This is a genomic window from Streptomyces sp. NPDC037273 (genome assembly GCF_055603625.1).
Map to the genome: position 1 here is coordinate 549,606 of NZ_JBVJVO010000004.1, position 23,031 is coordinate 572,636.

Annotated in this window: 19 protein-coding genes; 16 read left to right on the top strand and 3 right to left on the bottom strand. The window is 72.5% G+C overall.

Annotation, left to right across the window (positions count from 1 at the left end; translation table 11 throughout):
- Positions 1-98: 98 nt before the first annotated feature.
- From ACZ7G1_RS14640 to ACZ7G1_RS14700, 13 genes are all read left to right on the top strand, one after another.
- Positions 99-1,292 (top strand): ABC transporter permease, encoded by a 1,194-nt coding sequence (locus tag ACZ7G1_RS14640; RefSeq protein WP_470879728.1) that lies wholly within the window; start codon positions 99-101, stop codon positions 1,290-1,292.
- 290 nt (positions 1,293-1,582) lie between these two features.
- Entirely contained in the window at positions 1,583-2,278 is a 696-nt protein-coding gene (ureA, locus tag ACZ7G1_RS14645; RefSeq protein WP_470879730.1) for an urease subunit gamma, read from the top strand.
- Entirely contained in the window at positions 2,275-4,026 is a 1,752-nt protein-coding gene (locus tag ACZ7G1_RS14650) for an urease subunit alpha (RefSeq protein WP_470879731.1), read from the top strand. The genes ureA and ACZ7G1_RS14650 overlap by 4 nt, the downstream gene beginning before the upstream one ends.
- A gap of 183 nt (positions 4,027-4,209) precedes the next feature.
- The gene (locus ACZ7G1_RS14655; protein WP_470879733.1) at positions 4,210-5,223 is read left to right on the top strand and encodes an agmatine deiminase family protein; all 1,014 of its coding nucleotides are present in this window, start codon (positions 4,210-4,212) and stop codon (positions 5,221-5,223) included.
- 89 nt (positions 5,224-5,312) lie between these two features.
- Positions 5,313-6,989 (top strand): ABC transporter substrate-binding protein, encoded by a 1,677-nt coding sequence (locus ACZ7G1_RS14660; protein WP_470879735.1) that lies wholly within the window; start codon positions 5,313-5,315, stop codon positions 6,987-6,989.
- The gene (locus tag ACZ7G1_RS14665; RefSeq protein ID WP_470879737.1) at positions 6,986-7,945 is read left to right on the top strand and encodes an ABC transporter permease; all 960 of its coding nucleotides are present in this window, start codon (positions 6,986-6,988) and stop codon (positions 7,943-7,945) included. Before ACZ7G1_RS14660 ends, ACZ7G1_RS14665 begins: the two co-directional genes overlap by 4 nt.
- The gene (locus ACZ7G1_RS14670; protein ID WP_470879739.1) at positions 7,942-8,796 is read left to right on the top strand and encodes an ABC transporter permease; all 855 of its coding nucleotides are present in this window, start codon (positions 7,942-7,944) and stop codon (positions 8,794-8,796) included. Before ACZ7G1_RS14665 ends, ACZ7G1_RS14670 begins: the two co-directional genes overlap by 4 nt.
- Positions 8,793-9,788: an ABC transporter ATP-binding protein gene (locus ACZ7G1_RS14675; protein WP_470879741.1), complete on the top strand. Its 996-nt coding sequence runs from the start codon at positions 8,793-8,795 to the stop codon at positions 9,786-9,788. The genes ACZ7G1_RS14670 and ACZ7G1_RS14675 overlap by 4 nt, the downstream gene beginning before the upstream one ends.
- Positions 9,781-10,578 carry an ABC transporter ATP-binding protein gene (locus ACZ7G1_RS14680; RefSeq protein ID WP_470879743.1) on the top strand — a complete coding sequence of 266 codons (798 nt, stop codon included), beginning with the start codon at positions 9,781-9,783 and terminating at the stop codon, positions 10,576-10,578. The genes ACZ7G1_RS14675 and ACZ7G1_RS14680 overlap by 8 nt, the downstream gene beginning before the upstream one ends.
- A 133-nt stretch (positions 10,579-10,711) precedes the next feature.
- Positions 10,712-11,857, top strand: coding sequence for an agmatine deiminase family protein (locus ACZ7G1_RS14685; RefSeq protein WP_470879744.1), 1,146 nt, complete (start codon positions 10,712-10,714; stop codon positions 11,855-11,857).
- A 159-nt stretch (positions 11,858-12,016) separates the two neighbouring features.
- Complete coding sequence (locus tag ACZ7G1_RS14690; RefSeq protein WP_470879745.1) at positions 12,017-13,468, top strand: purine-cytosine permease family protein; 1,452 nt, start codon at positions 12,017-12,019, stop codon at positions 13,466-13,468.
- A 47-nt stretch (positions 13,469-13,515) separates the two neighbouring features.
- Complete coding sequence (locus tag ACZ7G1_RS14695; protein ID WP_470879747.1) at positions 13,516-14,685, top strand: agmatine deiminase family protein; 1,170 nt, start codon at positions 13,516-13,518, stop codon at positions 14,683-14,685.
- A 136-nt stretch (positions 14,686-14,821) separates the two neighbouring features.
- Positions 14,822-15,127 carry a hypothetical protein gene (locus ACZ7G1_RS14700; protein ID WP_470879749.1) on the top strand — a complete coding sequence of 102 codons (306 nt, stop codon included), beginning with the start codon at positions 14,822-14,824 and terminating at the stop codon, positions 15,125-15,127.
- Positions 15,128-15,158: 31 nt separating this feature from the next.
- Here the strand turns inward: ACZ7G1_RS14700 and ACZ7G1_RS14705 are convergent, their stop codons facing one another.
- From ACZ7G1_RS14705 to ACZ7G1_RS14715, 3 genes are all read right to left on the bottom strand, one after another.
- A complete protein-coding gene (locus tag ACZ7G1_RS14705; RefSeq protein ID WP_470879751.1) occupies positions 15,159-15,959 on the bottom strand; it encodes a bestrophin-like domain in 801 nt (266 codons plus the stop codon).
- A gap of 201 nt (positions 15,960-16,160) precedes the next feature.
- Positions 16,161-17,177, bottom strand: a complete 1,017-nt coding sequence (locus tag ACZ7G1_RS14710) for a hypothetical protein (protein ID WP_470879752.1) — start codon at positions 17,175-17,177, stop codon at positions 16,161-16,163.
- A 3-nt stretch (positions 17,178-17,180) separates the two neighbouring features.
- The gene (locus tag ACZ7G1_RS14715) at positions 17,181-17,540 is read right to left on the bottom strand and encodes a hypothetical protein (protein WP_470879754.1); all 360 of its coding nucleotides are present in this window, start codon (positions 17,538-17,540) and stop codon (positions 17,181-17,183) included.
- A gap of 48 nt (positions 17,541-17,588) precedes the next feature.
- Here ACZ7G1_RS14715 and ACZ7G1_RS14720 point away from each other — a divergent pair, with 48 nt between their 5' ends.
- From ACZ7G1_RS14720 to ACZ7G1_RS14730, 3 genes are all read left to right on the top strand, one after another.
- On the top strand, positions 17,589-20,384 hold the full coding sequence (locus ACZ7G1_RS14720) for a CHAT domain-containing protein (RefSeq protein WP_470879756.1): 2,796 nt from the start codon (positions 17,589-17,591) through the stop codon (positions 20,382-20,384).
- A gap of 87 nt (positions 20,385-20,471) precedes the next feature.
- Positions 20,472-21,995, top strand: coding sequence for a tetratricopeptide repeat protein (locus ACZ7G1_RS14725; RefSeq protein ID WP_470879758.1), 1,524 nt, complete (start codon positions 20,472-20,474; stop codon positions 21,993-21,995).
- Positions 21,996-22,106: 111 nt separating this feature from the next.
- On the top strand, positions 22,107-22,979 hold the full coding sequence (locus tag ACZ7G1_RS14730; RefSeq protein WP_470879760.1) for a YhjD/YihY/BrkB family envelope integrity protein: 873 nt from the start codon (positions 22,107-22,109) through the stop codon (positions 22,977-22,979).
- Positions 22,980-23,031: the final 52 nt, after the last annotated feature.

A 23,031-nucleotide genomic window follows, 5' to 3' on the forward strand; every position in this document is an offset into this window, starting at 1 on the left:
CCCGCCCGCACCCCGCTGGGGCCGCCTCATGACCTCCCGCCCGCACCCCGCTGGGGCCGCCTCATGACCTCCCGCCCGCACCCCGCCGGAGCCGCCTCATGACCTCCCGCCCGCGCCGCGTCCGGCTGCGCCCGATGGACCTGCTGCGGCTCGGCATGATCGGGCCGCGGACGCGCAGGACGCGCTCCGCGCTCTCGGCCCTCGGGATCTGCCTGGGCATCGCCGCCGTCATCGCGGTGACCGGCATCTCCTCGTCCAACCAGGCGCACCTGCTCGCCCGGCTCGACCAGCTGGGGTCCAACCTGATCACCGTGGCGCCGGGCAAGGACGCCGAGCAGCGTACGGTTCCGCTGCCGCCCACCGCCGAGAAGATGCTGGCCGGCATCGCTCCCGTGCGGCAGGTCACGGCGACCGGCGCCACCACGGCCGAGGTCTACCGGAACGACCTGATACCGAAGCAGCAGACCGGCAGCATCAGCGTGCTCGCCGCCCGGCTCAACCTGCTCGACGTGCTGCGCGCCGAGCTGCTCAGCGGGCGGTGGCTGGACAAGGCGTCCGAGCGCCTCCCCATGACCGTCCTCGGCGACCAGGCCGCGCAGCGGCTCGGCGTCACCGCGCCGGGCGAGCGGGTGTGGCTGGGCGGTCAGTCCTACGTCGTCCGGGGCATCCTCGCGCCGAACGACCTGGCCCCCGAGCTCGGCACGGCGGCCCTGGTCGGCTGGCCGCAGGCGGTGGCGCACCTGGGCGCGGACGGCACCGCGGCCACCGTGTACCTGCGCTCCCACCCCGAGCGCGTTCCCGACGTGCAGGCGGTGGCCGGTGCGACCGCCAATCCGGCCACGCCGAGTCTGGTCGCGGTCAGCCGGCCGTCCGACCTGCTCACGGCACGGACCGAGGCGAAGGGCGCGCTGACCGGGCTGGTCCTGTCGCTGGCCGGGGTCGCGCTGCTGGTCGGCGGGGTCGGCATCGCCAACACGATGGTGGTGGGGGTGATGGAGCGGCGCGGGGAGATCGGACTGCGCCGCGCGCTGGGTGCGCGGGGCGGGCAGATCACCGTCCAGTTCCTCCTTGAGGCGGTGCTGATGGGTCTCATCGGCGGAGTCGGCGGTCTGGTCGTCGGGGGCCTCGCCGTCTACGGCTACGCGCTGGCGCAGGGCTGGCCCGTCGCCATTCCCCTCTATACGGTCGTCGCCGGACCGGCGGTCGCCGTCCTGGTCGCCGCCGTCGCCGGCATCTACCCGGCCTTGCGGGCGGCCGGCGCGTCCCCGACGGAGGCCCTGCGCTCGGCCTGAGCCGTGCCGGGGGAGCCGTGCGCGGCACGGAGGCGATTCGGGGCCTTCGCAGGCCCGGTCAGGATTTTCCTGCCCGGCTCGTGACCTCACGGGCCGGGCCTTCGGCGTACCCGGATGTGGGGGGAGTACGGGGCTGGCCTCGGGTGTTTCCGTGCCCGGTCCGAGACCTCCCCGATCTTGACTGACATTTCAGTCAGGTGTCACAGTGAGCGGCACACCCCCGCTTCCGGCTGGCCGGAGAAAGGAAGGGACACCATGCGTGTGACCAGGCTCGTGCGTCGGGGGGCGACATGCCTCTGACGCCCACTGAGCGGGACCGGCTGCTGCTCTTCACGGCCGCCCAGCTCGCGCGGACGCGCCTGGAGCGCGGGCTGCGCCTGAACGTGCCGGAGGCGACCGCGCTGATCGCCGACACCGTGTGCGAGGCCGCGCGCGACGGCCTCCACCTGGCCGAGGCCCTCGACCGGGGGCGCACCGTCCTCGGACCGGACGACGTGCTTCCCGGTGTCACCGACATCGTGACGGAGATCCAGGTCGAGGCCGTCTTCGACGACGGCACGCGGCTCGCCGTCATCAGCGCGCCGTTCGGCGAGGTGGAGGAGAACGAGGGCGCCCCCGGCGCGGTCCTGCCGCACACCGACGTCCTTCCCGAGCCGGAGCCCGAGGTCACCCTCTGGGTCCGCAACGCGGCGGCCGTCCCGATCAGCGTCACCTCGCACTTCCACTTCTTCGAGGCCAACCCGCGCCTCGACTTCGACCGGGCCGCCGCCTACGGCATGCGGCTCGCCGCCCCGGCCGGCTCGTCCACCCGGTTCGACCCCGGCGCGGTCGTCGAGGTCGGACTCGTACCGATGGGCGGGGGCCGGATCGCGATCGGCTTCGCCGGTCTGGTCGACGGGCCGCTGGACGCGGCGGGCGCGAAGGAGGAGGCCCTGCGGCGCGCCGCAGCCTGCGGCTACCTGGGAGCGAAGGGGGCCGAGGGATGAGCAAGCCCACCCGACACAGTGACCACTGCGCGCCGGGCGAGAGCCGGCACATCGATCCGCACGAGTACGCCACCGTGCACGGGCCCCGCGCGGGGGACCGGGTCCGGCTCGGTGACTCCGGGCTCGTCGTACGGGTCGAGTCGGACGCGCAGGCGTACGGCGACGAGTTCCTCGCGGGCTTCGGCAAGACCGCCCGCGACGGCATGCACCTGAAGGCCGCGGCCGTCCGCGAGACCTGCGACGTGGTGATCACCAACGTCCTGGTGATCGACGCGGTGCTCGGCATCCGCAAGGTGTCCATCGGCATCCGCGAGGGCCGTATCCACGCCATCGGACGGGCCGGCAACCCCGACACCCTCGACGGCGTCGACGTGGTCGTCGGCACCGGCACCACGATGATCCCCGGCGAGGGCCTCATCGCCACCGCCGGCGCGATCGACACCCACGTCCACCTCCTGTCGCCGCGGATCATGGAGGCGTCGCTGGCCTCCGGCGTCACGACGATCATCGGGCAGGAGATCGGCCCGACCTGGGGCGTCGGCGTCAACTCGCCGTGGGCCCTGAAGCTCGGGTTCGACGCCTTCGACGCCTGGCCGGTGAACATCGGCTTCCTCGCCCGGGGCTCCGCCTCCGACGAAGCCCCCCTGGTCGAGGCCCTCGCCGAGGGCGGTGCCTGCGGCTTCAAGGTCCACGAGGACATGGGCGCCCACGCCCGGGCCCTGGACACCGCGCTGCGGGTCGCCGAGGAGCACGACGTCCAGGTGGCGCTGCACAGCGACGGCCTGAACGAGTGCCTCTCGGTCGAGGACACCCTCCGCGTCCTGGACGGCCGTACGATCCACGCCTTCCACATCGAGGGCTGTGGCGGCGGACACGTCCCCAACGTCCTGAAGATGGCGGGCGTGCCGAACGTCATTGGCTCCTCCACCAACCCCACCCTGCCCTTCGGCCGCGACGCCATCGCCGAGCACTACGGGATGATCGTCTCCGTCCACGCGCTCAAGACGGACCTGCCGGGCGACGCCGCCATGGCACGTGACCGGATCCGGGCCGGGACGATGGGCGCGGAGGACGTCCTGCACGACCTCGGCGCGATCGGGATCACCTCCTCCGACGCGCAGGGCATGGGCCGCGCGGGGGAGACCATCCGGCGCACGTTCGCGATGGCCGGGAAGATGAAGGCCGAGCTCGGGCCCCTGGAGGGCGACGGCGAGCACGACGACAACGCGCGCGTGCTCCGCTACATCGCCAAGCTCACCATCAACCCCGCGATCGCCCACGGCCTCGCCCACGAGGTCGGTTCGATCGAGGTCGGCAAGATGGCCGACATCGTCCTGTGGCGGCCGCCGTTCTTCGGCGCCAAGCCGCAGGTGGTCATCAAGAACGGCTTCCCCGCCTACGGCGTCACCGGCGATCCCAACGCCGCCACCGACACCTGCGAGCCGCTCGTCCTCGGCCCGCTCTTCGGTGCCCACGGCGCCGCTCCGGCCGAGCTCTCGGTGGCCTTCGTCAGCCGCGCCGCCGCCGAATCCGGCGGCCTCGGCTCGCCGTACGACACCCTGGGCACCCGGCGCAGGCGCGTCGCCGTACGGGGCACCCGGGGCATCGGCCCGGCCGACATGCTGCGCAACGCCCGCCTCGGGCAGGTGGACGTGGACCCGCGCAGCGGTCTCGTCACCCTCGACGGCGAGCCGATGCGCTCGGAGCCGGCGCAGCAGGTGTCGCTGAGCCGTCTGTACTTCCTCTGACACCCCGTACCACCGCTGACACCGGCCGAGCAGCCGAATCCGTAAAGCCGCGTTCATCCTCTTGACTGAATTTTCAGTCGGGAGGAGGATGCTGTTCACACCGCGTACCCGTCCCGCGCCTCCGCCAGGCAGAGCCGGCCACCGCCGACGGGTACTTCTGGCGAAAACGAAGAGAGACCCGAGATGACTGCATTCCGTATGCCTGCCGAGTGGTCCGCCCACGAGGGCTGTCTGATGGCCTGGCCCGTACGCGAGGACCTGTGGGGCAGCGTCCTGGAGGACGTCAAGGAGGAGTACGCGAATGTCGCCCGGGCGATCAACGCGTTCGAGCCCGTGACCATGGTCGCCCCGCCCGGCCACGGCGACGAGGCCCAGGCCAAGTGCGGTGACGGGATCACCGTCGTGGAGATCCCGCAGGACGACTCCTGGTTCCGCGACTCCGCCCCGATCTTCGTGCTCGACGCCGACGGCAACCGCGCCGGCGTGGACTTCCGCTTCAACGCCTGGGGCCGCAAGCACAGCCCGTACGACTCCGACGACCGGATCAGCGCCCTGATCCTGGAGCACCTCGGCGTCGACCGCATCGGCTCCGACATGATCCTGGAAGGCGGCGCCATCACGGTCGACGGCGAAGGCACCCTGATCACGACCGAGCAGTGCCTCCTGCACCCCAACAGGAACCCCGGGATGAACCGGGACGAGATCGAGACGGAACTGAAATCCCGGCTCGGCGTCGACAAGGTTGTGTGGCTTCCGTACGGAGGCCTCCTGGACACGGAGACCGACGGGCACGTCGACGGCGTCGCCGCCTTCGCCGCTCCGGGCAAGGTCGTCGTCTCCCTGCCGGACGACCCCGCGCACCCCGACTACGCCCGGATGCGCGCGAACCGCGCCGTCCTGGAGGCCACGACCGACGCCAAGGGCCGTCCGTTCGAGATCGTCGACGTCCCGCAGACCGTGTTCGTCGACATAGCCGGCGGAGAGGTCGAGGTGTCCTACCTGAACTACTACGTGGCCAACGGCGGAGTCGTGGTCCCGGTGGCCGGCCTGCCCAAGGACGACGAGGCCCTCGCGGTCATCGCCGAGGCCTACCCCGGCCGGAAGGTCGTCGGGGTGCGGGCGCCCGGCATCGCGTACGGCGGCGGCGGGGTCCACTGCATCACGCAGCAGATCCCCGCGGTCCCCGCCACCGCCTGAACCGCGAACGGAACGCTCCCGGAGGGCCGCACCAGCGGCCCTCCGGCCCCCGCCACCCCGCACGGACATCACGGAAAGAGAGCGCGACGATGACCCCAACCACGCCCCCCGGCAGCAGACGCCTCTTCGGCAGGCGCGGACGGATCGCCGTGACGACGGCCGCCCTGACCTCCCTCCTGGCCCTCGCGGCCTGCTCGGGGCCGCCGAAGGACTCCGGGATCACCGGCGCCGAGGCCAAGCTCTCCGCCTCCACGCCCCCGGCCCGCGGCGACATCGAGTCCTTCACCTGGGCCGTCTACGCCGAGCCGCCCACGCTCGACTACACGCTCGCGTTCGACTACCCGCAGAACACGATCCTGTCCAACGTGTGCGAGAGCCTCATGCGCTGGACGCCGGACCTCAAGCTCGCGCCCGGCCTGGCCCAGAAGGCTTCCAACCCGGACCCCACCACCTGGGTCTACGACCTCCGCGCCGGCGTCCGCTTCCACGACGGCAAGACGATGTCCGCCGACGACGTCGTCTACAGCTTCGGCCGCCAGACCGACCCGGACAACGCCGCCGCGTGGGCCCAGAACTTCCAGAACGTCGCCTCCGTCCGCAAGACCGGCCCCCTCCAGGTCACCGTCAAGCTCAAGAAGCCCGACTCCCAGTTCCCGCAGTACATGGCCACCGCGGCGGGCGTCGTCGCCTCCAAGGCGGGCGTCGAGGCGGCCGGCAAGGACTACGGCACCAGCGGCGGCCTCGCCTGTACCGGCCCCTTCAAGCTCGGCACGTGGAGCAAGGGCCAGTCGATCGAGCTCGAGCGCTTCGACGGCTACTGGGGCACCAAGGCCAAGGCGAAGAAGGCCGTCTTCCGCGTCCTCACCGACCCCTCGGCCCGCACCAACGCCATGCTCAGCGGCGAGATCGACGGCGGCTACCTGATCCCCACCGAGAGCTACGGCCGGCTGCGCGACAGCGGCCTCGGCACCCTGTACTTCGGCGAGGGCCTCAGCACGGTCAACGTCAACATCACCAACATGAAGGGCCCGCTCGGCGACGTCCGCGTCCGCAAGGCGCTCTCCCTCGCCCTCGACCGCTCCGGCTTCGTCAAGGCCGGCCTCGGCGGCGCGGGCACCGTCACCTCCTCGCTCACCACCCGGGCCGCCTGGGCCGGAGCGTCCGAGCCGACCCTCAAGGCCGCCTTCGACACGCTGCCGCCCACCGGCCAGGACCTCGCCAAGGCCAAGGCCCTCATCACCGAGGCGGGCGCCACCGGCAAGACCCTGACGGTCGCCACCAGCTCCATCGGCCAGGACGTCTCCCTGCTCGCCACCGCCGTCCAGGCAGCCGGCAGCCAGATCGGTCTGAAGATCAACCTCAAGACCATCGCGCCCAACGCCTTCACGGCGCTCTTCACCGACCCCGAGGCCCGCGAGGGCATCGACATGTTCCCGCTCACCTACTACGACTCGATCACCGACCCGCTGGACCTGCTGCAGAACTTCAAGACCGGCGCCTACATGAACTTCGCCGGCTACAGCGACAAGGGCTACGACGCCCTCGTCGACAGGGCCACCGGCGTCTACCCGCACGACGAGCGGCTGAGGGTCGAGGCCGAACTGCAGAAGCGCGCCGCGGACCAGCTGCTGTGGATCCCGGTCGCCGAGTGGCCCACCGCCGTCTTCATGAACAAGCGGATCACCGGCGCCCCCACCACCATCTCCTACATGTACTACCCGTGGGCTGCCGACGTCGGCGCCGCCGAGGCGGGGGCCACGCAGTGAACTTCCTGAGATTCGCCGTACGCCGGGTGGCGGAGATGGCCGCCACCCTGCTCGGTGCGTCGTTCGTGGTGTTCGGCGCCATGTACCTGGCGCCGGGCAACCCGGCCAGCTTCCTGCTCTCCGGACGCTCCGCGTCCCCCGAGGCGCTGGCCGCGATCAACGCCCAGTACCACCTGGACGACCCGTTCTTCGTCCGCTACCTCAGCTGGCTGAACGACATCCTGCACGGCGACTTCGGCCGGTCCATCACCTACCGCACCGACGTCTCCCGGCTCCTCGCCGACCGCCTCCCCACCACCCTGCTGCTCGTCGTGATGGCGCTCCTCGTGGTCGTGGTGGCCGGTCTCGTCCTGGGCTGGATCTCCGCCGTACGCGGCGGCCGCACCGACTCCGCCATCCTCGTCGGCACCACCTTCGCCGTCGGCACCCCGTCCTTCGTCGCCGCCGTCCTGCTCCAGGGACTCTTCGCCGTCAACCTCGGCTGGTTCCCCAGCAGCGGCTCCGGCGACGGCTTCCTCGACAAGATCTGGCACCTCACCCTGCCCGCGATCGCCCTCGCGCTCTACCTCATCGGCATGCTCGCCCGGGTCACCCGCTCCGCCATGGCCGATGCCCTCGACAGCGAACACGTCACCGTCGCCCGCAGCCGCGGCGTCCCCGAGCGCCAGGTCATCCGCCGCCACGTGTTCCGCAACTCGCTCGGCACCGTCCTCACCACCGGCGGTCTGATCGTCTCCACCCTCCTGGTCTGCACGATCCTCGTGGAGACCGCGTTCAGCATCGGCGGCGTCGGCCAGCTCCTCGAGCTGTCCACCACGACCAAGGACTTCCCGACCGTCCAGGCCATCTCCTTGATCATCGTCGCCCTCTTCATGACCGTGAACCTGATCGTCGACCTGCTGCTGCCGGTGGTCGACCCGCGGATCACCCTCGGAGCGAGGAGTTCCTCCGTATGACCGCCGTCCTGACCCGCCGGCCCGGACTCGCGAAGATCCGCACCGCCCGGTCCCCGCTGTACCTGGTCTGCCTCGGCTTCGTCGGCCTCGTCACCGCCGCCGCGCTCCTCGCGCCCTGGCTCGTGCCGTACGACCCCAACGCGATCGACCTCGGCAACGCGCTCGCCGCACCCTCCGCGGAGCACCTCCTCGGCGTCGACGCCGCCGGCCGCGACACCCTCTCCCGGCTGCTCCTCGGCGCCCGCACCTCCCTCCTCGGACCCCTCGGCGTCGTGGTCTTCTCCACCGTCGCCGGAGTCGCCGTCGGCATGGCGGCCGGCTGGCGGGGCGGCTGGCTCGACTCCGTCCTGTCGCGCAGCACCGAACTCGTCTTCGCCTTCCCCGGCATGCTCCTCGCGATCCTGATCATCTCGATCTACGGCGAAGGACTGCTCGCCCCCGTCATCGCCCTCTCCATCGCCTACCTGCCGTACGTCAGCCGGCTCACCCGCTCCCTCGTGCTGGCCGAACGCAAACGCCCCTACGTCAGCGCCTACCAGGTCCAGGGACACTCGGCCCTCCAGATCTGCCTGCGCCACGTCCTGCCCAACATCGCCCCCATCGTCCTCGCCCAGTCCACCATCAACTTCGGCTACGCACTGATGGACCTCGCCGGCCTGTCCTTCCTCGGCCTCGGCGTCCCCGCGCTCACCCCCGACTGGGGCCGCATGGTCTTCGACGGCCAGACCGCGATCCAGCACGGCTACCCGCTGTCCGCGATCCTGCCCTGCGTCTTCATCGTGCTCACCGTCGTCGCCTTCAACGTGGTCGGAGAGCGCTGGGCCGACCGCGTCGCCAGGAGAGACCGATGACCTCCAAGACCACCCCGCACACGCTCGACGTCCAGGGCCTGCGGATCACCCTGCCCGGCACCGCCCGCCCCGTCCTCGACGGCGTCGACCTGCACGTCGGCGCCGGCGAGACCGTCGCCCTCGTCGGCGAGTCCGGCTCCGGCAAGACCCTCACCTCACGCAGCGCCCTCAACCTGCTGCCGCCCGGCGCCGTCGTCGAAGGCGCCGTCCGGGTCGGCGGCGAGGACGTCCTCACCATGAACGCCGACCAGCTGCGCGCCCTGCGCACCGGCAAGGTGTCCATGATCTTCCAGGACCCCCGGGCCGCCCTCAACCCGCTCCGCCGCATCGGCGACTTCCTCATCGAGAGCGTCACCCTCACCGGCACCATGAACAAGGCGGACGCCACCGCCCGCGCCGTCGAACTCCTCAAGGCCGTCGGCCTCGACGAGACCGCCCTGCGCAAGTACCCCGGCCAGGTCTCCGGCGGCATGCTGCAACGCGTCATGATCGCCGCCGCCCTCATGGGCGACCCCGCCCTCGTCCTCGCCGACGAACCCACCACCGCCCTCGACGTCACCACCCAGGCCGAGGTCATCGCCCTCCTCGCCGAACTCCGCGCCGCCTTCGGCACCGGCCTCCTCTTCGTCACCCACGACCTCGACCTCGCCGCCGCCATCAGCGACCGCGTCTACGTCATGTACGCCGGCCGGATCGCGGAGAGCGGCCCCGCCGAAGCCCTCTTCGCGCGCCCCCGCCACCCGTACACCGCGGCCCTGCTCGCCTCCACACCCCGCCTCGAAGCCCCGCAGGGCAGGCTCGCCGCCATCGACGGCCAGCCCCCGGACCTCCGGCAGGAACTCGTCGGCTGTCCGTTCGCCGCCCGCTGCCACCTGGCCACCGAGATCTGCGACCAGCAGGCCCCCGAGCCGCGCCCCGCCCCCGGCCGGCCGCACCACCAGGCCGCCTGTCACCACAGCGACCGCCTCGAAGGGAGCCCCGTCGATGCCTGAGAACGTCCTCGAGGCCGTCGGCCTCCACCGCGCCTACGGCACCGTCCAAGCCGTCGACGACGTGTCCTTCGCCCTCCCCGAGGGCGGCTCCCTGGGCATCGTCGGCGAATCCGGCTCCGGCAAGACCACCACCGCCCGGATCATCGTCGGCCTGGAGACGGCCGACACCGGAGACGTCCTGGTACGGGGCAAGGCCCGCGACACCCGCGGCCGGGGGCGCGCCCGGCGACTGGCACGCGCGCGCGAGGTCCAGATGGTCTTCCAGGACCCGCTCCTCTCCCTCGACCCCAGGACCAGCGTCGAACAGGTCCTGCGCGAGACCCTGCGCCTGCACTTCCCCGACACCGACCACGACCGCCGCATCCGCGAACTCCTCGACCAGGTCGGCCTCGGCACCCGCGCCGCCGACGCCCGGCCCCGGCAGCTCTCCGGCGGCCAGCGCCAGCGCGTCGCCATCGCCCGCGCCCTCGCCGTGGAACCCGCCGTGCTCGTCCTCGACGAAGCGGTCGCCGCCCTCGACGTCTCCGTGCAGGCGCAGATCCTCAACCTCCTCGCCGACATCCGCGAGGAGACCCGCATCGGCTACCTCTTCATCACCCACGACCTCGGCGTCGTCCGCTGCGTCACCGACGACGTCATCGTCATGCGCAAGGGCCGCGTCGTCGAGGCGGGCCCCACCGCCGAGGTCCTCGCCGAGCCCCAACACCCCTACACCCGGCTCCTCCTGGAGTCCGTGCCGCGGCCCGGCTGGGACCCCGAGGCGATCGCCGCCGCCCGCCGGGCCCTCTGACCACACCGTTCCGCACCGTCAGCGCACCGAACTCGGCGGCGGGGGCACCGGACGGCAGCCACTGCGCCCGCCCCACCCCACCCCCGTCGCCGACACCCCCACCGCGCACGCCCGTTGACACAGGAGGTCAACCATGAAGCATCACGCCGTCGCCCGCCACGCGGGTCCCGGCCTCAACAGGCGCCGGTTCCTCGCGGCCGCCGGCCTCACCGCCGCCGGCGCCGCCGTCGCGGCGACCGTGCAGAGCCGCGCCGGTGCCGCCCCGTCCGCGCGGTCCTTCCGGGTGCCGGTCGAGGACGTCCGCCACACCCGGACGTGGATGGCGTTCCCGGACAGCACCTCGATCTGGGGCAACAAGCTGAGCGGTGTGCAGGCCGACATCGCGCTGATCGCCCGGACGATCGCGAAGTACGAGCCGGTCGTGCTGTGCGCCAACTCCGGCAGCGCCGCCAAGGCCCGTACGCTGTGCGGCCCCACGGTCACCGTGATCAGCACGATCCCGGTCGACGACTGCTGGATGCGCGACACGGGTCCGGTCTTCCGCACCGACGGCTACGGCGGCCTCGACACCGTCGGCCTCAACTTCAACGGCTGGGGCAACAACCAGGCCCACGCCAAGGACGCGCTCGTCGCCGAGCGGATCGCCGCCCACGTGGGCGTGCCCTTCGCCTATGCCGACCTGGTCGGCGAGGGCGGTGCCATCGAACAGGACGGCGCCGGCACGCTGATGGCCACCCGCAGCAGCCTCGTCAACCGCAACCGCAACCCCGGGATGTCGGAGCGCCAGCTCGAAGCGGCGATGTGCGAGGCCTACGGCGCGTCCAAGGTCATCTGGTTCGACGGCGTCAAGGGCCAGGACATCACCGACGACCACGTCGACGCGACCTCGCGCTTCCTCTCGCCGGGCGAGGCCCTCGTCCAGATGCCCGTCGCGGGCGACAACGACGCCTACGCCAAGGACGCCCGCAAGCAGTACAACGTCCTCTCCGTGTCGACGACTTCGGCCGGCCGCGCGATGGACGTGATGCGTCTCCAGGGCCCGGACTACAACAAGATCCGTTCCACCAACCGGGACTTCCTGGCCTCCTACGCCAACTTCTACCTCTGCAACGACGCCGTGATCTCGGCGCAGTTCGGCGACCGCCGGGCGGACGAGGCGGCGCGGGCTACCCTCGCGCGGCTGTACCCGGACCGGCGCATCGAGCAGCTCAACATCGACCGGCTGGGCACCGGTGGCGGTGGCATCCACTGCGTCACGCAGCAGCAGCCCGTCGCCTGATTTCCCCCGACGGAGCATGACTGAAATTTCCGTCAGTCAGTTTGGTCTCGGCCATTGACTGAAATTTGAGTCAGTCCCTAATGTGAGCGCACCGCACAGCGCCCGCGGCCACGCGGGCGCTGTGCCGATTCATGGACACATCCCTGAACAGGAGCCCACATGGGGCCAGTTGACGCCCAGACGCATGAAGCCGCTTCGCACGCGGGCATCGAACAGCACTCGATCGACTGGGTGCCCCTCTCGGAACGACACGGGAAACCGTCGAGCGTCGGGGCCATCTGGTTCGTCGGCAGCCTCAACCTCACGGGCCTCGCCACCGGCGTCGTGACCCTCTCCATGGGCGCCTCGCTCGTCTGGACGGTCATCGCCACCGTCCTGGGCTCCCTCTTCGGCACGTTCTTCATGGCGTTCCACTCGGCCCAGGGCCCCCAGCTCGGTCTGCCCCAACTGGTCCAGTCCCGGCCCCAGTTCGGCTACCTCGGCGCCGCCCTCACCGTGTGGGTCTTCGCCCTGGTGAACTACATCGCCTTCAACACCTCCGACGCGCTGCTCTCCGGCCAGGCCATGAACCTGCTCACCGGGATACCCAACAGCGTCGGCTACCTCCTCGCCGCCGCCGTCGCCACCGTCATCGCCCTCTTCGGGTACGACTGGATCCACAAGCTCAACAAGTGGCTCACTTGGCCCTTCGTCGTCGTCACCGCGGCGATCACCGGAGCCGCCCTCTTCGGCGGCGGCCTCCCGGACGGCGTCTGGACGCCGGGCCCCTTCGAGCTCGCCCCCTTCATGCTGGTGTTCGTCTTCGTCGCCGGCTTCCAGCTCGGCTGGGCGCCGTACGTCTCCGACTACTCGCGCTACCTGAGACCCGACGTCCCCGTCCGCAGCACCTTCTGGTGGACGTACCTGCCGAGCGCGGTCTCCGGCATCTGGGTCTTCGTGCTCGGCGCCGTCGTCTCGGCCGCCGCCCCCGAGGGCACCGACCCCGTGACCGCCCTCAAGCTTTCGGCCGACCGGCTCTTCGACGGCTTCGGCACCATCGCGGTGATCGTCCTCCTGATCGGCCTGCTCTCCATCATGGCGATCAACCAGTACGGCGGCAGCCTCACCATGATCTCCATCGTCGACTCGTTCCGCCCGGTCAAGCCGACCAAGACGATCCGCATCGCCACCATCGGCATCATGCTGGCCGCCGTCGGAACGGTCTCCACCCTGGTCGGCATCGACCAGTTCAACTGGTTCTTCGCGAACGTGGTCGTGGTCCTCACGTACCTGTTCATCCCGTGGACGGCCATCAACCTGGTCGACTTCTTCTTCGTGCGACGCGGCCTGTACGTCGTGAAGGAGATCTTCAACCCGCGCGGGATCTACGGACGCTGGGGCTGGCGGGGCAACCTCGCCTACCTGATCGGGCTGGCCTGCATGGCCCCGTTCATGGTCATCACCGGCCTCTACGTCGGGCCCGTCGCGAAGCTCCTCGGCGGCGTCGACTGCTCCGTCTTCGTCGGCCTGCCGGTGGCGGGCGCCCTCTACTGGGCCTTCGCCCGAAGCCTCGACCTGACCACCGAGCGCCGGATGGTCCGGGAGGAGGGGCTGCTGGACCACCTGCACTGAACCACCCCGGCCCGCACGTACAGAACCTTTGCGAGAAGGAGCACCACGTGAACACAGAGCACAACGGCGAGCGCCCCGGCATCAGCCGCAGAACCCTCCTGGCCCGGACCGGAGCGGCCGCCGCCGCCCTGGCCGTCGGACCGGTCCTCGGCGGCATCCAGCCGGCCATGGCCGCCGGCTGGCGCGTGCCGGGCGAGGACGCCCTGCACAAGCGGACCTGGATGGCCTGGCCGTCCAGCTACACGATCTGGGGCAACCTGCTGTCCAAGATCCAGGCCGACATCGCCAAGCTCGCCAAGGAGATCGCCAAGTACGAGCCGGTGATCATGTGCGCGGACGGCTCCACGGCCGCCTCGCAGGCGCGGACCGCGTGCGGGTCCACCGTCACCGTGATCAGCTCCATCCCGGTCTCCGACTGCTGGATGCGCGACACCGGCCCGCTGTTCCGCGTCGACGACGCCGGCGGCCTCGACTCCATAGGCCTGAACTTCAACGCCTGGGGCGAGAACGCCACGACCTTCTACGGCCTCCCCGCCTCCGCCTACGACAAGGACCGCCTGGTGGCAGGCCGGGTCGCCGCCTACGCGGGCGTCTCCTTCGCCAAGTCCTCCGTGGTCGGCGAGGGCGGTGGCGTCGAGTACGACGGCGACGGCACCCTGATGGCGACCGAGAGCTGTTGGGTGAACAGCAACCGCAACCCCGGCAAGACCCGCGCCCAGATCGAGGCGGAGCTGCTGGCCCGGTTCGGCGCCCAGAAGATGATCTGGCTCCCCGGCGTCAAGGGCCAGGACGTCACCGACGGCCACATCGACGGCACCGCCCGCTACATCAAGCCCGGTGTGGTGATGGTGCAGCTGGCCGGCGCCGTGCGGCCCGACGTGTGGACCCAGAACGCGCAGGCCATGTACAACGTCCTCGTCAACGCCACGGACGCCAAGGGCCGCCGCCTCCAGGTCATCGCCATCGAGGGCCCCGACACCCTGCCGCGCATCTCGGCCGGCAAGCGTGCCGACTTCCTCAGCTCCTACATGAACTGGACGGTGACCAACCAGGCCATCATCACGACGCAGTTCGGCGACACCGCCAAGGACGCCGCCGCCAAGGCCGCCATCTCCGCCGCCTACGGCCGCCCCGTCGTCCAGCTCAACCTCGACAACCTCTACGGCAACGGCGGTGGCGGTGCCCACTGCGTGACCATGCAGGAGCCCGTGCGCTGAAACTGAATCGGCAGGTCATCCACTGAACCACCAGCCCGGGTCCCGTCCGACGGGACCCGGGCTGTCCGGTGGCCGCACCAGGTGTCACGGACCGCGCAGCGGGTACTCGCGGCCACGCGACGACGAGGAGGCCGCCATGTCACGCACGCAGCCAGGACCCCATGACTCCGGCCGGCCGGACCCGTCGGCCGCCGACCGCGCCCTGACCGACTCCATCGGCGCCGAGGAACTCGACGACATGCTCGACCAGGGCTACACCACCCCGGGCCGCCCGCCGCCCGTCGAACCCGAGACCGACGACACCGAGGCCGACGACACCGAGGCCTACGACACCGAGAGGGGCGACGCCGAGAAGGGCGACGCCGAGGCCTCGCACCAGGCGGCCGAGCGGCCGGAGGACGGCGAGACCCGGGGCCAGGCACCCCCGGAACCCCCCGACTGAGCGCGGAACGCCCCCGCGGCGAGCGGCGGCCTCACGCCGCGCGCCGGTTGCCCTGGGCGTCGCACGGCAGGGCGGCGGCCGGCTGATGGGACAGGAAGTCCCGGTGGGCCTGCCGCTCGGCTTCGGCCATGGCCGTGGGCTTCACGTTGATGATGCCGCCGAAGGGGCGGTCGACGTCACGGATGATGCACAGGGTTGTCGTGAGCAGCGCCGTGATCACCGCGAGGGTGAGGATCTGGCCGCGGTTGTTGCGGCGTGGCAGGCAGATGCCCAGGGCCACGACCGTGATGGTCAGCGTCGCGAGCAGGAACCAGAAGATGGCGCTGGGAATGCTCGCCGTGGCCTGCGTCAGGCGTTCCTCCCGCTCGTCCGACCGCTTGTTGTCCGACGCGACCAGCATGCCGAACACCGGCTTGCCCTCCAGCTCCCGGAACACCCGCCGGACGTCGGTGGACCAGACGCTCGGAGCCCGCGAGCCCTTCCCGTCCGCCATCGCGGGCCACTCCTGCTCCTCCACGGCCCGGGCGTAGCACACCGCGTCGGCCTGGATCCTGGCCCGCTGCACCGGAGGTGCGTACTCGGCGGTCTCGACCATCTGGTCGAGCGCGCGGGCCTCACCCCGGGACGCGACCTCGGCCTTCCCGTACGAACCGTTGGCGGTGACGAGAACGAAGGCGAGCAGCAGCACCGTGAGCGTCAGCAACGGCCCGACCAGGTCCTTCACGGCCATGCCCGTGTCGTCGTCGTCCGTGAGCAGCCGTGGCCGCAGAAAGCGGTTCGCGGCCAGGCCGGCGAGCAGGGCGAGCACGGCGACGGTGATGACGAGGAACACGGAGGCACCTTCACGGCTGGGGGCAGGGGCTGCCCCGTGAAGCCGGGGCTCCATGATCCCTTCCGTACGGGAATCCCCCCGCAACCGAAGAAACGGTTGATCATCCTCGAACGAGGGACCCCCCTCCGCCGGTGAGCCGGTGGGACGACCGGCGCGCGCGGGCGGCGCGAGGCGGCTTGTGCGACCGGGGGCGGGGACCGGTCACACTCCCTTGCGCAGCGCCCGCGTGATCTCGAGACCCTCGGCCGCCGTGAACCGCTCCTCGCACGGAATGCCGAGGGCGGTGGCGAGGTCGCGGCCGTGGAGGTCGACGACCGATTCCACGAGCTCGCCGAACTCGTGCACCGCCAGCCGTCCTTGCCTCCACGCGGACGCCCAGATGACGGCCGCGACGGCGGCGGCGGGCCACCACCACAGCGCCGGCAGGACGTACAGCGCTCCCCAGCCCGCGCGGCGGGCCGCGGCGGTGAGGGCGGCCCGCGCGGCCCGTATCTCGGCGTGTGTCGTGTCCGGCAGCAGCAGCCACAGCCGGGGCCAGGCCGTGGTGAGGTCGAGCCGGTACGCCTGGTGGACCCGGACGTCGACCGAGACCAGCCGGTCGCCCATCCAGGTGGGACGGGAGGGGTGGGTGAGCGCGATGAGATTGCGGCGCGCGTTGAGGGCGACGGTGTCGTACGCGCTCGCAGCGCCGCCGATCTCGCGGTCGGCGTCCCGGCCCACGGAGGCGTCGAGCCCGTCCGGGCCGTGATCGCGGCTGCCCCGTGGGCTCGTCCGCGGTGCCCCCGGCAGGTCCGCCGGCGGGTCGCCCGCCGCGACCCGCAGCGCCCTGGCGGTCAGGGCCCGCCGGTACCGGGCGTCGGCGGCGATCCACCGTTCGGCACGGCGCCGGGTCAGTGCGCGGCTCGCCGCGTGCAGCGGCCAGTCGCCGAACCAGAGCCGCTCGACGCCGCCGCCGAGCGCGGCGGCCAGCCGGCTGACACCGGCCGAGGCCACCAGGACCAGCGTCGCGAGCAGCACCACCGAGCCGGGGGAGTGGGCCGTCGGGCCGGCGGCGATGCGGTCCACGCGCTCGACGACGAGCGCGTGGTCAGTGGCGTGCCGGTGGCCGAGGACCGACCCCGCCGACGCCACGGCGAGATACAGCAGGCCGGGCAGGACGAGCAACGACAGCCAGGTGTCGGCGAGTTTGCCGCCGAGCGTGGTGAGGAACGCGGTCATGGCTCACAGCCTCACCAGGCGAAGCTCCGCGGCGAACAGCTCACAGCTCCCGCCGCCTTCGAGCACCACCCGATCGCACCGGCCCGCCGGGCACACCAGCGCCTCCTCCACGGGATGCCCGCCGCCGAGGTGAGGGAGCACACCGCCGCCGGGGGAGCGGTGCTCCCCGAGGCCCCGGGCCACACCCCAGGTACGCAGCAACTCATCGACAGTGGCAGTCAGTTGACGGGCATCGGAGGTCTCCCTGAACGCCGCGAGCGCCGCTTCCAGATCAGTCGACCCTCCCCGCCGATCCGCGACCCGGCGGATCGCGTCCAGCTGCTCGCAGAGCCGCGCCAGCCGTATGGAATCGTCCCCCGCCATCCCGCCGCCCCTCGATCGATGCCGACCCCGGTGAGTACGGTAACTCCTGTGACACCTGCGAGGCGGGACGAGTTGGTGCGGGCGCTCGGGGCCCGTGTGCTGATGTACCGGTCCTCCATGGACCGTGCCGCGGTGATGGACCCTCAAGCTCTGCTCTGGATCAGGGAGTTGATGGCCGGAATCCCTGACCCTTCGACCGACCCCGAGGCCGTGCGGACCATCGCCGACCTGCACCTGTGCCGCAGCCTGGTCCTCGGCGAGGAGCGGGGGCGCCAGGACGCGGCCGTGGCCGCGGCGCTCGAACGGTACGTCACGCGCGAGACGCCGACCGCCACGGACGACAACCGGCGGGCGATCGCCGCCTACCTGGAGGCGTGCGAGGCGGCGGCCGCCGCCCAACGCGACCCGGACCCTGGGCTCCTGGAGCGGGCCCTTCGCGCCACCGCGACGGCCGTCGACCTCATCCCCGCCCAGCTCCGCCCCCTGCGAGCGACCGCACTCACCCTGCGCGGGATGACCCTGCGGCAGCGGTACGAGCGAGTCGGCGACGCCCGGGACCTCAGCGAGGCCATCACCGCGCTCCGCGAAGCCGAGGCGTCGGCGGGCGACGGCCACCCGGACCGGGCCAGAATCCTCACCACCCTGGGCGCGGCCCTGCGCGAGCGTCACGACCACGGCGGAGGGTTCGAGGACGCCCTCGAAGCGGTACGGGTGACCCGCGCGGCCGTCGAAGCCGGCGAGGAAACCGAGCGTGCGGGCAGGCTGCACAACCTGGGGCTCGCTCTCCGGCGACGCCATGAACGTACCGGCGATCCCGCCGACCTCGAAGAAGCCGTCGCCGTACACCGCGAGGCCGTCGCCCTCACCCCCGCCGACCACCCGGACCACGGCCTGTTCCAGCAGGGACTGGCCAACGCGCTGCACGTCCGGCACGAACGCGAAGGCCACCCCGACGACTTGGCGGACCGCATCGCCGCCCTGGAGGCGGCGGCCGACCCCGCCCGCGCCGGCACGGACGGGCGGTCGCCCCACGGTGCGGTCCGGAAGGCCGCACTCCTCACCCTCGCCACCGCCCTTGCCGAACGGCACCGGACGACAGGCCAGGACGCCGACGCCCACCGTGCCGAAAGCCTCCTGCGACAGGCCTCCGCCGGGCTGCCGCCCGAACACCCCCACCACGCCCTCGTCCACCACGAACTCGGCCTGCTCCTCGCCCCCCGCGACCGCACCGCCTCAGCCGCCGCCCTGCGCGCCGCCGCCTTCCACACCGCCGCCACACCCCGCCAGCGCCTCCAGGCCGCCCATGCCTGGGCGCACGGGGCGATGGAGGCGGGCCATCCGGAGGAGGCCCTCGCCCCGTACCGGCACGCCGTCACCCAACTGCCCGCCCTCGTCCCCCGCCACCTGACCCCCGCCGACGCCGAGCGGGCGCTCGCCGACACCCGCGGTCTCGCCAGTGACGCCGCCGCCTGCGCCCTCGCCGTCGGCGACGCCGAGGAAGCCCTCGCCCTCCTGGAACTCGGGCGCGGCATCCTCCTCGGCCAGGGCATGAAGCACCACGACGAACTTGCCGAACTCCGCGCCCAATCCCCGGAATCGGCCTCGCGCCTGGAATGGCTGCGCGCACGGCTCGACACGGGCGGCGCGGGGGAGGAGGAGTCGTCGGACCGCCGGCACGAGCTCGCCGCCGCATGGGACGCACTCCTGGACCACGTCCGTACCCGCGAGGGCTTCGAGGACTTCCTGCGCCCCAGACGCTCCGCCCGGCCGCTCCCGCCGGACGCGGAGGGCTCCGTCGTCCTCGTCAACGTCAGCCGCTTCCGCTGCGACGCGCTGACGATCACCGCCGAGGGCGTGAGGGCCGTACCCCTCCCCGGTCTCACCCTGGGGGAGGCCGTCGACCGTACGGTGTCCTTCCTCGGCGTCCTCGACCGGCTCGGCGACCCCGATGCCACCGACTTCCTCGCCGAGCAGTCGGCCGAGGAAGAACTCGAAGGCCACCTCGCCTGGCTCTGGGACCGGGTGACCGGCCCCGTCCTCGACGCCCTGGGCCTCACCGGACCCTGCGGAGACCGTCCGCCCCGCATCTGGTGGATCCCCACCGGCCCGCTCGCCTTCCTCCCCCTGCACGCCGCAGGACACCACACGGACACAGCCGGGCGCACCGTGCTCGACCGCGCCGTCTCCTCCTACGCCCCCACCCTCCGCGCGCTCACCCGAAGCCGCCGCCGTACGGAACGGCCGCCCGCGCCCTCCGCCCTCGTCGTCGCCGTCCCGGACGCCCCGGCGGCCCGCCCGCTCCCCGGCGCGGCCCGGGAAGCCGCCGCCATCGCCGGAACGCTCCCCGGCTCCCGGCTGCTCAGCGGCGCCGCCGCCACCCGCGACGCCGTGATCGCGGCCCTCGGCGACCACACCTGGCTCCACTTCTGCGGTCACGGCGCCGCCGAACCCACCACGGCCTCCGGCAGCCGGCTGCTCGTGCACGACCACCTCGACCACCCCCTCACCGTCGCCGCCGTCTCCCGCCTCGACCTCCCCGCCGCCGAGCTCGCCTACCTGTCGGCCTGCGCCACCGCCAAGAGCGGCTTCACCGCCCTGGACGAGGCACTCCACCTCGCCGGCGGCCTCCACCTCGCCGGATTCCGCCACGTCCTCGGTTCCCTGTGGGAGATCGACGACACCGTCTCCCTGCGCATCGCCGAACGCGTCTACGCAGGCCTCGGCGCCCCCGAACCGCTCGCCGACCGGGCCGCGTACGCCCTGCACGACGCCGTCCGCGAGACACGCGACCACTATCGGGCCACACCTTCGCTGTGGGCGGCGTACATTCACGTAGGACCGTGAACACACGTCGTACGTACGAGAGTTGGGCGGCGCCACCGGAAGCGTGACGGCCCCGGGGGTGCCACCGGAGCGGACGGGGGGACAGCTGTGAGCAGGTGGTGGCGGAGACGGGGCAAGGACGGCCTCGGCGACGGGCGCTCGACACGGGGCAGGACCGACGCGGCCAGGGACGCGCGCGTCGACGCCGCCTACGAGCGCGGCGAGCCGATCACGGAGGACCTCGCACGCCAGGCCGCCGAAGCGGGCAACATCAAGGCGATGACCGTCTACGGCATCGGCCTCGGCAACCGCGGCGCCATGACCGAAGCCGAGGAATGGCTCCAGCGCGCCCGAGCCGCCGGCGACCCCATGGCCTCCGTCGTCCTCGGCACGATCCGCCTCGACCGCGGCGACTACGCCGAAGCCGAACGCTACTTCCGGCCCCTCGCCGAAACCGGCAACCCCATGGCCCGGCAGGCACTGGAGGAAACCCGCGCCCTGCGCGCGGCGGCGGAGCGCACGACCGGCCCGGCAGCCCCGCGACCGGCCCCCGAGGCCACCGGAGCCACCGGGATACCCACCATGCCGTTCCCGGGAACCGCCGCGGCCACCGCGCCGCCGTCCCCGGAAGCCGCCGGAGCCACCACCGAACCGGACCCCGTGCCCGCCCCGCCGGCACCCGGACCACGGGCCCCCGAACCGCCCAGGACCGCCACGCCCCCGACCGCCGGATCCGACGACCTCGGCCCGGTGGCCCCACAGCCCACCGCCGTCGAATGGGCGGCCCGCCAGCTGATCCTCCACACCGACGACAACCACCCCCACGTCCACCTGGCCATGGCCGTGCTCACCGCGGACCAGGGCAACTGGAACTCGGCCGCCACCTACTTCACCGCCGCCCGCGACTCGGGCGACCCCGACGTCCTCTACTGGATCTCCCTCATGCACCTGGGCCAGGACGGCCCCGAGGCGGCCCTTCCCCACGTCCGGCTCGCCGCCGACGCGGGACACACCGCCGCCCAGCACACGATGGGCGCACTCCTCGCCGAAGCAGGCGAGACCGCCGAGGCCGAGCGGTACTACCGGCTCGCCGTCGCCGCCGGACACGTCGACTCGTACGTCAACCTCGGCGTACTGCTCCGCCAGCGCGGCGACCTCGACGGGGCGGAGACGTACTACCGCAAGGCCATCGACGCGGGCGACGCGGGCGGCATGAACAACCTCGGGAACCTCCTCCGCCAGCGCGGCGACATGGCGGGCGCCGAGACCTGGTGGCGCAAAGCCGCCGACGAAGGCGTCGTCGACGCCCTCGTGAGCTGCGGCGCCGTCCTCGCCGAGCGCGGCGAATGGCCGGCCGCCGAGCAGTACTGGCGCCGCGCCGCCGAACAGGGCCACGCCGCCGCCAAGCTCAACCTGGCCACCGCCCTGATGCGCCGCGGCGCAGGCGCCGAAGCCGAACACTGGCTGCGCACCGTCGACGCCCCGCCCCCGGCCCCCGCCGCCCCCGAGTCCGAAGGACCCGACCTCGCCGCCGTCGCCGACTGGCTCAGCGGCCCCGCCGAAGCCGGCGACGCCGACGCCCGCGCGGCCCTGGACCTCCTGGACGGAAAGGGACAGACACCCGGCGGCTGACCGACGCCCGGCCCCGGCACACCGTTCCCCCGTACGGCCCAGAGAACTCGCCGACCCGTGGGACGTCGCTTCCAATGGGCTGGATCGGTCGGGGCAGGGTCGGGAGGCGGGATGTCGTGGGCGAGCCGGGTGCGGAGCATCCGGGCGGGGGCCGAGAGCCGCTTCCCCGTACTGACGGAACTGACGCACAGACTCGTCAGCGGGAACCTCCTGGACTCCGCCACCCGGCTCGCCGCGCAGGCGTTCCTGGCCGCCGTGCCCCTGCTGTTCGCACTCGCGGCCTTCGCCCCGGCCGGCGTACGGGACCAGCTGCGCGAGTCACTGCGCTCGATGTTCGGTCTCTCCGGGGCCTCCGACAACGAACTCCAGCAGGTCCTGAACCACACCACGACCGACGGACTCCGCGAGACCACCGGCATCGTCGGCGCGCTCGTCGCCCTGGCGTCGGCCACCAGCTTCAGCCGCGCCATGGCCCGCGTCTGCGAACGGGCCTGGGGCCTGCCCAAGGCCGGCACCCGCATCGCGGCCTGGCGATGGACGGTCTGGCTGCTCGCCCTCGTCCTCGTGGTCCTCCTCCAGGCCCCCGTCCGCGACGGCTTCGGCGCCGGCCCCTGGCTCGGCCTGCCGCTCTTCTTCCTGGTCAGCACCGGAGTGTGGCTCTGGACCCAGCACCTGCTGCTCGTCAAACGCGTCCCCTGGCTGCCGCTGCTCCCCGGCGCGCTCCTGGCCGGCGTAGCCACCACCGTCCTCGGCGTCACGGCCCGCCTCTACATGCCCGGCGCCCTCAACCGCGCCCTCGGCGAATACGGTTCCCTGGGCCTCGTCCTCACCCTCCTCTCCTGGCTCATCATCGTCTGCGCCGCCGTCACCTTCGCCTTCACCATCGGAGCCGTACTCGCCCGCGAACCCCCGCTCAGCCGCTACCTCGGCACGGACCGCCCGGCCCCCGAACCGGACCCCCGCATGGAGCAGGCGCCCTCGTGAGCGCCCGGCCGCGCCCCGGATCCACGGGGCGCGGCCGAGCCGGTAGCCGGGG

Coding starts and splice junctions, on each gene's coding strand:
- ACZ7G1_RS14640 (WP_470879728.1), top strand. CDS start 99: ATGACCTCCCGCCCGCGCCGCGTCCGGCTGCGCCCGATGGACCTGCTG.
- ureA (WP_470879730.1), top strand. CDS start 1,583: ATGCCTCTGACGCCCACTGAGCGGGACCGGCTGCTGCTCTTCACGGCC.
- ACZ7G1_RS14650 (WP_470879731.1), top strand. CDS start 2,275: ATGAGCAAGCCCACCCGACACAGTGACCACTGCGCGCCGGGCGAGAGC.
- ACZ7G1_RS14655 (WP_470879733.1), top strand. CDS start 4,210: ATGACTGCATTCCGTATGCCTGCCGAGTGGTCCGCCCACGAGGGCTGT.
- ACZ7G1_RS14660 (WP_470879735.1), top strand. CDS start 5,313: ATGACCCCAACCACGCCCCCCGGCAGCAGACGCCTCTTCGGCAGGCGC.
- ACZ7G1_RS14670 (WP_470879739.1), top strand. CDS start 7,942: ATGACCGCCGTCCTGACCCGCCGGCCCGGACTCGCGAAGATCCGCACC.
- ACZ7G1_RS14675 (WP_470879741.1), top strand. CDS start 8,793: ATGACCTCCAAGACCACCCCGCACACGCTCGACGTCCAGGGCCTGCGG.
- ACZ7G1_RS14680 (WP_470879743.1), top strand. CDS start 9,781: ATGCCTGAGAACGTCCTCGAGGCCGTCGGCCTCCACCGCGCCTACGGC.
- ACZ7G1_RS14685 (WP_470879744.1), top strand. CDS start 10,712: ATGAAGCATCACGCCGTCGCCCGCCACGCGGGTCCCGGCCTCAACAGG.
- ACZ7G1_RS14690 (WP_470879745.1), top strand. CDS start 12,017: ATGGGGCCAGTTGACGCCCAGACGCATGAAGCCGCTTCGCACGCGGGC.
- ACZ7G1_RS14700 (WP_470879749.1), top strand. CDS start 14,822: ATGTCACGCACGCAGCCAGGACCCCATGACTCCGGCCGGCCGGACCCG.
- ACZ7G1_RS14710 (WP_470879752.1), bottom strand. CDS start 17,177: ATGACCGCGTTCCTCACCACGCTCGGCGGCAAACTCGCCGACACCTGG.
- ACZ7G1_RS14715 (WP_470879754.1), bottom strand. CDS start 17,540: ATGGCGGGGGACGATTCCATACGGCTGGCGCGGCTCTGCGAGCAGCTG.
- ACZ7G1_RS14730 (WP_470879760.1), top strand. CDS start 22,107: ATGTCGTGGGCGAGCCGGGTGCGGAGCATCCGGGCGGGGGCCGAGAGC.